The sequence below is a fragment of the Pseudomonas sp. JS425 genome, from assembly GCF_018223845.1.
In the GTDB taxonomy this organism is placed as follows: Bacteria; Pseudomonadota; Gammaproteobacteria; order Pseudomonadales; family Pseudomonadaceae; genus Aquipseudomonas; species Aquipseudomonas asiatica.
In genome coordinates this window covers 944,488-957,416 of the sequence record NZ_CP073661.1, presented here as the reverse complement: position 1 = coordinate 957,416, position 12,929 = coordinate 944,488, and the positions used below count along the sequence as shown (strand labels likewise).

The following is a 12,929-nucleotide window of genomic DNA, read 5'->3' as shown; positions in this document are numbered from 1 at the left end:
ACAATATGCCCACATTAGCGCGTGTATTTCCGTTCGTCCGTCTTTTGGATTTGGCGAACATATTAACAATGTTCAATATCGGTTTGGCCTTCGGTACTGTTTATTTTGCGTTGCAAAGACGGTTCATTCTGGCGGCAACGGTGATTTGCCTGGCCGCGATGCTCGATTTCCTTGACGGCCACATCGCCCGACGCTACCTGGCGGCGAACAACGCGCAACGGGCCTTCGGCAAGCATCTAGACAGTTTTGCCGACTTGCTCAATTTCAGCATCACGCCAGCCCTTGTCATCCTAATCCTCGACCAGTCTCTTTCGGCCACGCTGGCCGCAGCAACTCTGGTTTTCACAGCCATTTTGCGGCTATCGCTGTTTGGCATGCCCAGCACATCGGCTGGCGAGGGATATCAGGGGCTACCCACCACATATTCAGGATTTGTCTTTGCGCTGGCGCTGATGGGGCTATCGGCCGGGCATTACGGTGCCGGTGTGATCGTCGGCCTGGTGGCCCTGGTCGGCATCCTCCAGGTCACCAGCTTGAGAATTCCCAAGTATGGCGCACCTTCGACGGTCGCTTGCTTCGCAATGCTGTTCGGGCTCAGCACCATTTACTTTCATCCCTGGTAATCCGAGGTTCCAATGAAACACGTGGTTTTCGTCGACAGCACCGTAAGCGGCCTGCTGGCTTTTGAGGCAGCCAAACGGCTTGGCTGCCATGTCACCTTCATTCATCAGCGCGACGCCTCGTTCCTGACGATCTCGATCAAGGACGACACCTCCCGTCTCGAGCCTTACCTGCGATATGTGGATACTTATTTGCGTATCGATAATCTGGAAGACGGCGAACTCAGCCAGTTGTTGGCCAACCTGCACGCGGAGCGTCCTATTGACGCCCTCATCTCTACCTCTGAAGCAGCCATAGTACCGGTGGCGCGTGAGGCCCAGCGTATCGGCACCCTCTACCCGAGGTACGAAGCTCTGTGCGGGGCGGTATACAAGAGTCGATTGCGCGAAACGCTGCGGGCACACGGACTACGCTCTCCTGATTTTGAAGTACTGAGCGAGGAGCAACTGATCAACGGGGTCGTTCCGAGTTTGTCGCTGCCATTCGTTGTCAAGCCGACCCGAGGATTCGCCAAGCAGTTTTCCGCCATTTGCCATAGCCAGGCCGACGTTGACGCCTTTCTCGCCGAGCTGCGCCAGAGTCGCAAGGGTGCTGATCCTATGATCGACCACTTGGTAAGCCGCGACTATCTGGTCGAGCAATACATCAACGGTACATTGCATTCAGCGGAAGTCATCGTCCAAGACGCCAAGGTCTCCTGCTTTGCGACCACCATCCGTTTCCGCGCCGACCATAGCGAAATATTAGAAATGACCGCGACCATGCCGTCAGGCCTTGACGCAGCACAGCGCGACGAGATCAAAGCATATGTGCAGGCAGTGTTCAGCGCTCTGGGGCTGGATGTTGGCCTTTATCATGTTGAACTGTTGCGCGATGCCAAAGGGCCCTGTCTAGTGGAGATCAACGCACGCATGATGGGTAGCGTAGCGCCGCAGATGTACCGGATGCTGACCGGCATCGACCCGTTCGAACTGCTAGTCCGTCTGCACCTAGGCGAGCCCATTCTAATTGACGACTCAGTGCTTCAGCGCGCAGGTAGCGTCGTAACTGTCGCCTCCCGCAATGGCGGTCATATCGCCAACGACTACACCCCCGACTCCCTACAGCCATTACTGGACAAGTACAACATCCGGTTTTGCACCGCCCACGTTGCGCCTGGCCAGGCGGTAAACGTCTATAGCGGCAACATCGGCACAATTGGCCACGTCATCGTTGAGGACGACTGTCCCTACGCTGCGGCGAAAAAGGGCAATCGCTTCCTGCGCGAGCTGTCCTCACTTTACGGCCTTGAACTCGCGACTTATACCGGCGCCGAGTTGGCTTAAACCTGACACAAACTTACAGCCCCTGCGAAGGACTGATTGGACTGATTAGGGAAGACATATGCACTCGGTAAATCCTTCTTCCGTGTTCGCTTTTTCCGGCAAGGCCGATACCCTGCAGCAACTGGCACCACTTCTGAGCACCGGGCAAGTGTTGCCCCTTCATCGATTCACCGTGGCACAGTGGCGGGAGGACTGGCAGGCAGTGATCTCGCACTGTCAGGCGTTCTTTGGCGATGAGCCGCTGATTGTAAGATCCAGCTGTCTAGCCGAAGACCGCGACGGCCATTCCGGTGCAGGGATGTACGCGTCAATTCTAGATGTGTGTGGCGGCCAGGCACTCGGCGAAGCCATCAAGACGGTGATCGCCTCCTACGGCCTAGCTCGCGAGCGCGATGAGGTGCTGGTGCAGCAGATGGCGAGAGGTGTATTGGCCAGCGGAGTGGCGATGACCCGTGATCCAGAGACGGGTTTGCCATATTACGTAGTTGACTATGTACTAGGTGCCAGCACCGACGGTGTCACTGCCGGCAACGAGACTGTGCACGCTTTCGTCTCCCTTGGCAGCGAGGCGGCAAGCGAGCCTGCGGAATTACTAGGGCTGTTTTCGTTGCTCGAAGAGGTACAAGTTCTAACCGGGCACGATGCCTTGGACATAGAGTTCGCGATCACTGTCGATGGCCCTCTGCTATTCCAAGTGAGTCCCATGACCGCGGATGGGCCCCGTAATGCCAGCGCACTTGCCGACGCCCAACTACGCAAAGTTTTGGAGCACGAGGCCTCTCAGCTCGAAGAGCTGATCTGCAAGCAACGCCATCCGCGTCCTACGTCGACCGCCTTCCTTGGCCTTATGCCGGACTGGAACCCGGCGGAAATGATCGGTACCAAGCCGCGGGCGCTAGCCTACTCGCTATATAAGGAGCTGATCACTGACCTTAATTGGGCCTCTGCCAGGTTCCGATACGGCTACCGGGATCTGCGGCGCAAACCGCTGATGTACCAGGTGGGTGGCTCTCCTTACATCTGCATTGCCCACAGCATCGAGTCATTCATCCCTGCCTCGGTACCTCAAGATGTTGCCGAGCGCGTAGTCGAACAGTGCGGCGACTACTTGGCCATGCATCCTCATCTGCATGACAAGATCGAGTTCGCGATCATTCCTACTTGCTTCACGCCAGAGCTTACTAGCCCCGGTGCCGCTGCCGCGCTGCCGGCGCTCCGGACTCTTAGTACCGAGCAGCACGAATGCTACTTGAACGAGCTACGCCAGTTGACCGAGCACATTATCTCCCCCAGCGGCCCGTTCTTCTCCGACCTGACACGCCTACCGAGTATTACTGACAAGGTGCAGAGTTTAATGGCGGGGGAACCTCGGCGCGAGTCCTTGCAACGTATGAGGAATGGCCTATCGGCGGCCAACGTGGTCGCTGAAATATTCGCTGGCGCTGCCCGTGCAGCGTTCATAGGTACCGCAATAATTAAATCGCTGGAAACAGCGGGGGTAGTATCTGCCGGTTTCATCGATCATGTGACCGGAGGGGTCAATAGTATCGATCGCGAGATGGCCAGCGATTTCCAGACGTTGCATAAGGACGATTTCCTAAAGCTGCACGGTCATGTCCGGCCGGGTACCTACGATATACGTGTGGCACGCTACGACGAGACTCCGGAGCGTTATTTTGACTGGCAGCGCCCATTACAGCGGCCCCCAAAATCTATGAACGGGCTAACTGTATCTCGGGCCCAGGTCAACGCCATTCAGCAAGCTTTTGACCAGTGCGGTCTTAACGTTTCCGCCGAGCAGTTTCTACAATTTGCTCAGGCCGCTATTGCGTCGCGCGAGAAGCTCAAATACCTCTATGCAGCGTTTGTTTCGGATGTTCTGCGCTCACTATGCGATTGGGGTGAGGTACATGGTTTTGACCGCGACCAACTCAGCTTTGCGCAAATCACCGAATTTACCAGCGTTTATGCCGACATCGATCGCAAACGTTTGCACCAAGCAATTGCCCACAACCGCAGCCGCTGGTATGAAACGCAGTTAGTCCGTACGCCAAGCATCATCTGTCAGCCGCAAGATCTATTCGGCCATCGAGTGCACTGGTGCAATCCCAACTTCATCACTCGACGTGCCACTCACGCGCGGGTGGCCCAAGTGCTTCCAGGGCAATTGGCACCGGACATAGAGGGTTGCATTGTCTTAATCGAAAACGCTGATCCGGGTTTTGATTGGATTTTTACCCACCGCATTGCTGGTTTCATCACCGCCTACGGAGGCGAGAACTCGCATATGTCGATCCGAGCCCGAGAGTTCGCCATTCCCGCAGCTATCGGCGTGGGCGATACTCGATTCAAAACCCTATTGGCGGCGACAAGCCTGCTGCTCGACTGCGCCGAGCGGCGTATACAGGTGCTGGCATGATTTTGGTTGGGATGACCATGCTCAGGCAGTTCAACGCCGAACGCCAGGAATGGCGGGACGCGCTTGACCAGCGCTGGGTTGAATTCTTAGACCAATGTGGGCTGACCCCGCTGTACCTTCCAAACGATCCGAGAGTCAGCATGGCGCTAGTCCAATCATTGCGCCCTCAGGGCCTCTTGCTTACTGGTGGAGGGAGCTGCCAGGCCCTGAGTGGGACAGCCGACACACGCGACGCCACTGAGAGGGTCTTGCTTGATCTTGCGGAAAATCTACGGCTTCCGGTGCTCGGTGTATGCCGCGGCATGCAGGTAATGTTGACGCGAGCTGGCGGCACTTTGGAACGTTTGGCCGGCCATGTAGGCGAACACATGATCAACATGCAAGAACAACGGCGGCGAGTGAATTCCTATCATGAATACGGCTTTCGGGAGGCGCCCGACGGCTACCGCGTAATAGCCCTGGCCGACGACGGCGTGATCGAGGCTGTGTATGACGACCACCGTCGTCATACCGGGATCATGTGGCACCCCGAGCGAGAACTACCTGCCGATCCATTGGATATTCAACGCGTGCGACATGCCTTTGGAGCTTTTTCATGAAAGCCATTATTCTTGCTGCAGGTCGCGGGAGTCGCTTACAAGCCCTGACCGATGAACGCCCCAAGGCCTTGGTACCCTTTAATGGTGTGCCACTGCTACAGCGCGCGATTGAAACGCTCCGTCGATGCGATGTCAGCGAGGTTGGCATCGTTGCAGGCTATCGAAGCGAAATGCTTGCACCATTCACCGACACTTTGTTTCACAACCACCGCTGGCACAGCTCCGGTATTTTCAGCTCTCTAAATTGCGCCAGCGGTTGGTTGAGCGCAGAGCCTTGCCTTGTTAGCTACGGTGACATCTTCTACGACAGCACCCTAGTATCCGAGCTAATTAACCATCCAGCCGATATTGTCCTGGGCTACGATCCCGCTGCAGTGCGTCTCTGGCAGCAACGCTTCAACGATCCGCTACCAGACCTGGAGAACTTCCGGTTAGTCGATGGATTGGTGAGCGCTATTGGACAGACCGCTACCAGTCTTGAGGTCATTCAGGGCCAGTACATAGGCTTGTTCAAAGTCACGCCAGCGGGTTGGCAGGCGTTGAAAAGGCAATTGCAAGGGCTCACGCCTCAGGCACGCGACCAGACTGACATGACATCGCTATTAGGGGCACTAGTCAGCGAGGGTTTTCCAGTCGCCGGCGTGGCGACGCACGCTCCCTGGGGAGAAATTGACTGCCCCAGCGACGTGGCACTATACGAGCGGATCTATCCTGACCTGTGATCTCGACAAAATTGTCGGCGCAGGTAGGGGCTGGGTCATTGTGTCAGAAGCCCCTTCGAACCTCTCCCCCACCCCGCTGTCCCACTCTGCACCACCCAGCCTGTAAACCACGACCTTCGCAGGTGGGTTTGCCACCGCGCTTGTGTCATCATGCTCCGACCGCCGGTGAGTCCTTTTTAAAGCCTTCTATGAACAAACCATACGCATTGCTGCTTGCCTTCGCCCTGCTCCAGGGCTGCCAGAGCCTGGCCCCGCAAAAGGCCGAGCCTCCCGTCGCCGAGGCCGGCAAGAGCGAGGCGGAAAAACCCGTGGTGTATGGCTCGTTCAAGCAGGATACGCTCTACAGCCTGCTGGTGGCCGAACTGGCCGGCCAGCGCAACCGCTTCGACATCGCCCTGGCCAACTACACCGACCAGGCCGCGAAAACCCAGGACCCCGGGGTTTCCGAGCGCGCCTACCGCATTGCCGAATACCTCGGCGCCGACGAACCGGCACTGGACAACGCCCTGGTCTGGGCCCGCAACGACCCGCAGAACCTCGACGCCCAGCGCGCCGCAGCCATCCAGCTGGCCCGCGCCGGCCGCTATGACGACTCCATGACTTACATGGAAAAGGTCCTGCAGGGCCAAGGCGACACCCATTTCGATTTCCTCGCTCTGTCCGCCGCCGAAACCGACCAGAGCACCCGCGACGGCTTGCTGCAAAGCTTCGAACGCCTGCTGGCGAAGTACCCGGACAACAGCCAGCTGGTGTTCGGCAAGGCCCTGCTGCTGAACCAGGACGGCAAGGCCGAAGAAGCCTTGGAGTTGCTCGAGTCGCACCCGCCGCAAAACGGCGAAGTCGCCCCGGTCCTGCTGCGCGCGCGCCTGCTGCAAGCCCTGGACCGCGGCCCGGAGGCCCTGCCACTGCTGCGCGGGGCGATTCGCGACAACCCGGACGACAAGCGCCTGCGCCTGACCTACGCGCGCACCCTGGTCGAACAGGACCGCATCGCCGATGCCAAGGGCGAGTTCCTCAGCCTGGTCCAGCAATACCCCGAGGACGACGAGCTGCGCTATTCGCTGGCGCTGGTGTGCCTGGAAAACAAGGACTGGGATGAAGCCGAGGGCTACCTGCAGGAGCTGATCGAACGCGACAGCAACGTCGACGCCGCGCACCTGAACCTGGGCCGCATCCGCGAAGAGCGCCACGACCCTGCAGGCGCCCTGCGTGAATACGCCCTGGTCGGCCCGGGCCCCGACTACCTGCCGGCGCAGCTGCGCCAGGCCGACATCCTGATTGCCAACGGCCGTGGTACCGAAGCCTCGCGCCTGCTCGCCGATGCCCGCGAATCCCAGCCGGACTACGCCATACAGCTGTTCCTGATCGAATCGGAAAGCTACAGCAACAACAACAAGGACGCCCAGGCCAGCCAGGTGCTGCAGCAAGCCATCCAGCGCTACCCGGACGACCTCAACCTGCTGTACACCCGTGCCATGCTGGCGGAAAAGCGTGACGACCTGCCGCAGATGGAAAAAGACCTGCGCGCCATCATCGCCCGCGAGCCGGAAAACGCCATGGCCCTGAACGCCCTCGGCTACACCCTGGCCGACCGCACCACCCGCTACAGCGAAGCCAAGGCGCTGATCGACAAGGCCCATCAGCTGACCCCGGATGACCCGGCGGTGCTCGACAGCCTGGGTTGGGTCAATTACCGCCTGGGCAACCTCGACGAGGCTGAAACCTACCTGCGCAAGGCCTTTGCCAGCTTCCCAGACCACGAAGTGGCCGCCCACCTGGGCGAAGTGCTATGGGCCAACGGCAAGCGCCGCGAAGCCCGCCAGGTCTGGGCCAAGGGCTTCGAAGCCCAGGCCGACAGCCCCATCCTGCGCAAGACCATCCTGCGCCTGACCGGATCCGAGACTCTCTAACACCATGTTCCTGCGCCATTGCATTACCTTCACCCTGATCGCCCTGCTGGCCGGCTGTGCCGGCTTCGGTAGTCGCGAGGCCCTGCAGGGCCACGGCGACCCGCAGCAGTGGCGCGCCCATAAAGAGCAACTGAGCAGCCTCGATGGCTGGCAGATCAACGGCAAGGTCGGCATCCGTGCCCCGCGCGACTCCGGCAGCGGCACGCTGTTCTGGCTGCAACGCCAGGACTACTACGATATTCGCCTGGCCGGCCCGCTGGGCCGTGGCGCCGCTCGCCTGACCGGCCGCCCCGGCGGCGTGGTACTGGAAGTGGCCAACCAGGGCCGCTACGAGGCCCTCAGCCCCGAAGCCCTGCTGGAAGAACAACTGGGCTGGCAGTTGCCGGTCTCGCACCTGGTCTGGTGGGTCCGCGGCCTGCCGGCCCCCGACAGCAAGAGCAAGCTGACCCTGGACGGCGACAGCCGCCTGGCCAGCCTCGACCAGGACGGCTGGCAGGTGCAATACCTGAGCTACACGGAACAGAACGGCTACTGGCTGCCCGAGCGTATGAAGCTGCACGGCAAGGACCTCGACGTGACACTGGTGGTCAAGGACTGGCAGCCCCGCCAGCTGGGGCACTGATACATGCAGACCCTAACCCTGCCCGCTCCGGCCAAGCTCAACCTGTGGCTGCACATCATCGGCCGCCGTGCGGACGGCTATCACGAGCTGGAAACCGTGTTCCAGTTTCTCGATCACGGCGACGAACTGAGCTTTGCCGTGCGTGACGACGGCGTGATCCGCCTGCACACCGAGATCGAAGCAGTGCCGCATGACAGCAACCTGATCGTGCGTACTGCGCGCAAGCTGCAGGAACAATCCGGCACGACGTTGGGCGCCGATATCTGGCTGACCAAGGTGCTGCCCATGGGCGGCGGCATCGGCGGTGGCAGCTCGGATGCCGCCACTACCCTGTTGGCCCTCGCCCACCTGTGGCAACTGGACTGGGACGAAGACCGCCTGGCCGCACTAGGCCTGAGCCTGGGCGCCGACGTACCGGTATTCGTGCGCGGCCACGCGGCATTCGCCCAGGGCGTGGGTGAACAATTGACCCCGGTCGACCCGGAAGAGCCGTGGTATGTCGTGCTTGTGCCGCAAGTGTCTGTCAGCACAGTAGAAATTTTTTCACATCCACAGTTGACACGTGATTCGCTCCCCCTTAAGATGCGCCCCGTTCCCGAGGGAAACAGTCGAAATGACTGCCAACCGGTGGTAGAGCAGAGTTACCCGGAAGTTCGCAATGCGTTGAATTCACTGGGTAAATTCACTGAGGCTCGACTGACCGGTACTGGAAGTTGTGTGTTTGGGGCCTTCCCAAGCAAAGCCGAAGCTGATAAAGTTCTGGCCCTTCTTTCAGCGACCCAAACAGGGTTTGTGGCGAAAGGAAGCAACGTTTCGATGTTGCATCGCAAGCTGCAAAGTCTGGTCAAGAAGTCGAGCGCATAAGCGTTCGCAGCAACAGATACAGGGGCGTCGCCAAGCGGTAAGGCAGCAGGTTTTGATCCTGCCATGCGTTGGTTCGAATCCAGCCGCCCCTGCCATTTTCCTTATACTCATCCAGGTTACCCTCAGCCTTCAGGTACTGCGCGTGTCCAAGATGATGGTCTTTACGGGGAACGCCAACCCCGATCTGGCTCGGCGTGTCGTACGTCAGCTGCATATCCCTCTCGGTGACGTTTCTGTCGGTAAGTTCTCCGACGGCGAGATCAGCACTGAGATCAATGAGAATGTCCGCGGTAAAGACGTCTTCATTATTCAGCCGACCTGTGCCCCGACCAACGATAACCTGATGGAACTGGTAGTGATGGCCGACGCCTTCCGCCGCTCCTCAGCATCCCGAATCACCGCCGTGATTCCTTACTTCGGATACGCCCGCCAGGACCGCCGTCCGCGTTCGGCACGTGTAGCCATCAGCGCCAAAGTCGTCGCTGACATGCTCACTGTCGTAGGTATCGACCGTGTACTCACCGTCGACCTGCACGCTGACCAGATCCAGGGTTTCTTCGATATCCCGGTCGACAACATCTACGGCTCGCCCGTACTGGTCGACGATATCGAGGACCAGCGTTTCGAGAACCTGATGATCGTCTCCCCGGACATCGGTGGTGTCGTGCGCGCACGTGCCGTTGCCAAGTCCCTGGGCGTCGACCTGGGTATCATCGACAAACGCCGCGAGAAGGCTAACCACTCCGAGGTCATGCACATCATCGGCGACGTCGAAGGGCGCACCTGCATCCTGGTAGACGACATGGTCGACACCGCCGGCACCCTGTGCCACGCGGCCAAAGCCCTGAAAGAACACGGCGCTGCCAAGGTTTACGCCTACTGCACGCACCCTGTCCTGTCGGGCCGCGCGATCGAGAACATCGAGAAGTCGGTACTGGACGAGCTGGTGGTGACCAACACCGTTCCGCTGTCCGCCGCTGCTCAAGCCTGTGACCGTATCCGCCAGCTGGATATCGCACCGGTTGTCGCTGAAGCGGTCCGCCGCATCAGCAACGAAGAATCGATCAGCGCGATGTTCCGCTAAGCGGAACACACGCTGACGAAAAGCGCCCCGCCCCAACACTGGTTGTTGGGGCGGGGCTTTTTTGCCATCCCCGTTGGCGCTGGTCGCAAACGCCCTCGGGGGGCTACTTTGGAGAAACAAAATGACCGAATTCACTCTGAACGCCCAAGCGCGTACTGACCTGGGGAAAGGTGCGAGCCGCCGCCTGCGTCACTCCGCGAACATCCCAGCCGTTGTCTACGGTGGTAACCAAGACGCTCAGTCCCTGACCATCCTGGCCAAGGAAATCACCAAGCTGTTCGAAAACGAGGCTGCCTTCAGCCACGTTCTGGAACTGAACGTCGACGGCGCCAAGCAAAACGTCGTGGTCAAGGCTCTGCAGCGCCACCCGGCCAAAGGCTTCATCATGCACGCCGACTTCGTTCGCGTCGTTGCTGGCCAGAAACTGACCGCCAAGGTACCGGTTCACTTCATCAATGAAGAAGCCCCGGTCAAGAAAGGCGGCGAGATCTCCCACGTAGAAGCCGAGATCGAAGTTTCCTGCGAAGCCAAAGACCTGCCTGAGTTCATCGAAGTCGACCTGGCCAACGCTGAAATCGGCACCATCATCCACCTGTCGGACCTGAAAGCTCCGAAAGGCGTAGAGTTCGTAGCTCTGGCCCACGGTGATGACAAAGCTGTTGCCAACGTTCACGCTCCACGCGTTGCTCCAGAAGCAGAAGGCGCTGCCGAGTAATCCACTCGCGCGCCGGCGTTGATCGGGTTACAGTGCCGCGCGCCCTGTAACCCACCAACTCCAAGGAAGAGCCCCTGACGTGACCGCCATCCAGTTGATCGTCGGCCTGGGTAACCCCGGCCCCGAATACGAACAGACCCGGCATAACGCAGGGGCTCTTTTCGTTGAACGCATTGCCAGCGCCCAGCGCGTCTCGTTGACCGCTGACCGCAAATATTTCGGCCTGACGGCTAAGTTCAGCCATCAGGGCAACGACGTTCGTCTGCTCATCCCCACCACCTACATGAACCGTAGCGGCCAGTCCGTGGCGGCCTTGGCCAATTTCTTCCGCATCAAGCCGGAAGCGATCCTGGTGGCACATGACGAACTCGACCTGCCCCCGGGCGTCGCCAAGCTCAAGCGCGGCGGTGGCCATGGTGGGCACAACGGCCTGCGCGACATCATCGCGCAGCTCGGCAACCAGAACGACTTCCACCGCCTGCGGCTTGGCATCGGCCACCCGGGTGACGCCAAACTGGTCTCCAACTTCGTCCTGGGCCGCGCGCCGCGCGCCGAGCAGGAGAAGCTCGACGCCAGCATCGATTTTGCCCTCGGCGTGCTGCCGGACGTGCTTGCCGGCGACTTCGCCAAGGCGATGCGCGAGCTGCACAGCCAGAAGGCCTGATTTCCTTAGAGAGGGGAATACCCATGGGTTTCAATTGCGGCATCGTCGGCCTGCCCAACGTCGGCAAGTCCACCCTGTTCAACGCCCTGACCAAGTCTGGCATCGCGGCGGAGAACTTCCCCTTCTGCACCATCGAGCCTAACAGCGGCATCGTGCCGATGCCCGATGCGCGCTTGAATGCACTGGCTGAAATCGTCAAGCCAAACCGCATCCTGCCGACCACCATGGAGTTCGTCGACATCGCCGGCCTGGTGGCTGGTGCCTCGAAAGGCGAAGGCCTGGGCAACAAGTTCCTCGCCAACATCCGCGAGACCGACGCCATTGCCCACGTGGTGCGCTGCTTCGAAGACGAGAACGTGATCCACGTTTCCAACAGCGTCGACCCCAAGCGTGACATCGAGATCATCGACCTCGAGCTGATCTTCGCCGACCTCGACAGCTGCGAGAAGCAACTGCAGAAGGTTGCCCGCAACGCCAAGGGCGGCGACAAGGAAGCCCTGGCGCAGAAGGCCATCCTCGAACAGTTGATCCCGCACTTCACCGAAGGCAAGCCAGCGCGCAGCCTGATGAAGAACATGAGCGCCGAAGACAAGGCGGTCATCCGCGGCTTCCACCTGCTGACCAGCAAGCCGGTCATGTACATCGCCAACGTGGCCGAAGACGGCTTCGACAACAACCCGCACCTGGACGTGGTCAAGGCCATCGCCGAGGAAGAAGGCGCGGTAGTGGTGCCGGTGTGCAACAAGATCGAAGCGGAAATCGCCGAACTGGAAGACGGTGAAGAGAAGGATATGTTCCTTGAGGCCCTGGGCCTGGAAGAGCCTGGCCTGAACCGCGTTATCCGCGCCGGTTACGAGCTGCTGAACCTGCAGACCTACTTCACTGCCGGCGTGCAGGAAGTACGCGCCTGGACCGTACGCGTCGGTGCCACCGCACCACAGGCCGCTGGCGTGATCCACACCGACTTCGAAAAAGGTTTCATCCGCGCTGAAGTGGTGGCCTATGACGACTTCATCCAGTTCAAGGGCGAGAGCGGTGCCAAGGAAGCCGGTAAATGGCGTTTGGAAGGCAAGGACTACATCGTCAAGGACGGTGACGTGATGCACTTCCGCTTCAACGTCTAAGCGCCAGACTGCAGTACCCACGAACCCCTTGAGGCCAACGCCTCAAGGGGTTTTGTTTTTTCTGGCATTTGGCAAGCGGCACGCTCCCCCTGTGGGCTTTAGCCGCGAAGAATCCAACGCGGTGCCTGGCACCGGCTGCGCCGGTGTTCGCGGGCATGCCCGCTCCCACAGCTACCACGCATTTTCTGGACATTGCATCAAAGGCCTTGTGTCGCGAAAGGGCCGCAGAGCGGCCCCGGAATTCAGCATCTAAGCTGTGA

12 protein-coding genes and 1 tRNA gene are annotated in these 12,929 nt (G+C 59.8%); all 13 read left to right on the top strand.

Annotated features, from left to right (window positions below; all coding sequences use genetic code 11):
* Window positions 1-5 precede the first annotated feature (5 nt).
* The 13 genes from KDB76_RS04345 to ychF all read left to right on the top strand — a co-directional run bounded on the left by KDB76_RS04345 (window position 6) and on the right by ychF (window position 12,669).
* Window positions 6-623 (top strand): CDP-alcohol phosphatidyltransferase family protein, encoded by a 618-nt coding sequence (locus tag KDB76_RS04345; RefSeq protein WP_024086260.1) that lies wholly within the window; start codon window positions 6-8, stop codon window positions 621-623.
* Window positions 624-635: 12 nt separating this feature from the next.
* Window positions 636-1,946 (top strand): ATP-grasp domain-containing protein, encoded by a 1,311-nt coding sequence (locus KDB76_RS04340; protein ID WP_013970902.1) that lies wholly within the window; start codon window positions 636-638, stop codon window positions 1,944-1,946.
* A 58-nt stretch (window positions 1,947-2,004) separates the two neighbouring features.
* A complete protein-coding gene (locus KDB76_RS04335; protein WP_038408690.1) occupies window positions 2,005-4,365 on the top strand; it encodes a PEP-utilizing enzyme in 2,361 nt (786 codons plus the stop codon).
* Entirely contained in the window at window positions 4,362-4,964 is a 603-nt protein-coding gene (locus KDB76_RS04330) for a type 1 glutamine amidotransferase (RefSeq protein ID WP_038408688.1), read from the top strand. The genes KDB76_RS04335 and KDB76_RS04330 overlap by 4 nt, the downstream gene beginning before the upstream one ends.
* Complete coding sequence (locus KDB76_RS04325) at window positions 4,961-5,686, top strand: phosphocholine cytidylyltransferase family protein (RefSeq protein WP_013970900.1); 726 nt, start codon at window positions 4,961-4,963, stop codon at window positions 5,684-5,686. The genes KDB76_RS04330 and KDB76_RS04325 overlap by 4 nt, the downstream gene beginning before the upstream one ends.
* Before the next feature lie 188 nt (window positions 5,687-5,874).
* The gene (locus KDB76_RS04320) at window positions 5,875-7,596 is read left to right on the top strand and encodes a tetratricopeptide repeat protein (RefSeq protein WP_013970899.1); all 1,722 of its coding nucleotides are present in this window, start codon (window positions 5,875-5,877) and stop codon (window positions 7,594-7,596) included.
* 4 nt (window positions 7,597-7,600) lie between these two features.
* A complete protein-coding gene (gene lolB / locus KDB76_RS04315) occupies window positions 7,601-8,218 on the top strand; it encodes a lipoprotein insertase outer membrane protein LolB (RefSeq protein ID WP_013970898.1) in 618 nt (205 codons plus the stop codon).
* Between the two features lie 3 nt (window positions 8,219-8,221).
* Window positions 8,222-9,082, top strand: a complete 861-nt coding sequence (gene ispE / locus KDB76_RS04310) for a 4-(cytidine 5'-diphospho)-2-C-methyl-D-erythritol kinase (protein ID WP_038408686.1) — start codon at window positions 8,222-8,224, stop codon at window positions 9,080-9,082.
* Between the two features lie 20 nt (window positions 9,083-9,102).
* A tRNA-Gln gene (locus tag KDB76_RS04305) sits at window positions 9,103-9,177 on the top strand.
* 47 nt (window positions 9,178-9,224) lie between these two features.
* A complete protein-coding gene (locus tag KDB76_RS04300; RefSeq protein WP_003247410.1) occupies window positions 9,225-10,166 on the top strand; it encodes a ribose-phosphate pyrophosphokinase in 942 nt (313 codons plus the stop codon).
* Window positions 10,167-10,287: 121 nt separating this feature from the next.
* Window positions 10,288-10,881: a 50S ribosomal protein L25/general stress protein Ctc gene (locus tag KDB76_RS04295; protein ID WP_013970896.1), complete on the top strand. Its 594-nt coding sequence runs from the start codon at window positions 10,288-10,290 to the stop codon at window positions 10,879-10,881.
* Between the two features lie 79 nt (window positions 10,882-10,960).
* Window positions 10,961-11,545, top strand: coding sequence for an aminoacyl-tRNA hydrolase (gene pth / locus KDB76_RS04290; protein WP_008099045.1), 585 nt, complete (start codon window positions 10,961-10,963; stop codon window positions 11,543-11,545).
* A 23-nt stretch (window positions 11,546-11,568) separates the two neighbouring features.
* Window positions 11,569-12,669: a redox-regulated ATPase YchF gene (gene ychF / locus KDB76_RS04285; RefSeq protein WP_013970895.1), complete on the top strand. Its 1,101-nt coding sequence runs from the start codon at window positions 11,569-11,571 to the stop codon at window positions 12,667-12,669.
* Window positions 12,670-12,929 lie beyond the last annotated feature (260 nt).

Coding starts and splice junctions, on each gene's coding strand:
- KDB76_RS04345 (WP_024086260.1), top strand. CDS start 6: ATGCCCACATTAGCGCGTGTATTTCCGTTCGTCCGTCTTTTGGATTTG.
- KDB76_RS04340 (WP_013970902.1), top strand. CDS start 636: ATGAAACACGTGGTTTTCGTCGACAGCACCGTAAGCGGCCTGCTGGCT.
- KDB76_RS04335 (WP_038408690.1), top strand. CDS start 2,005: ATGCACTCGGTAAATCCTTCTTCCGTGTTCGCTTTTTCCGGCAAGGCC.
- KDB76_RS04330 (WP_038408688.1), top strand. CDS start 4,362: ATGATTTTGGTTGGGATGACCATGCTCAGGCAGTTCAACGCCGAACGC.
- KDB76_RS04325 (WP_013970900.1), top strand. CDS start 4,961: ATGAAAGCCATTATTCTTGCTGCAGGTCGCGGGAGTCGCTTACAAGCC.
- KDB76_RS04320 (WP_013970899.1), top strand. CDS start 5,875: ATGAACAAACCATACGCATTGCTGCTTGCCTTCGCCCTGCTCCAGGGC.
- lolB (WP_013970898.1), top strand. CDS start 7,601: ATGTTCCTGCGCCATTGCATTACCTTCACCCTGATCGCCCTGCTGGCC.
- ispE (WP_038408686.1), top strand. CDS start 8,222: ATGCAGACCCTAACCCTGCCCGCTCCGGCCAAGCTCAACCTGTGGCTG.
- KDB76_RS04295 (WP_013970896.1), top strand. CDS start 10,288: ATGACCGAATTCACTCTGAACGCCCAAGCGCGTACTGACCTGGGGAAA.
- ychF (WP_013970895.1), top strand. CDS start 11,569: ATGGGTTTCAATTGCGGCATCGTCGGCCTGCCCAACGTCGGCAAGTCC.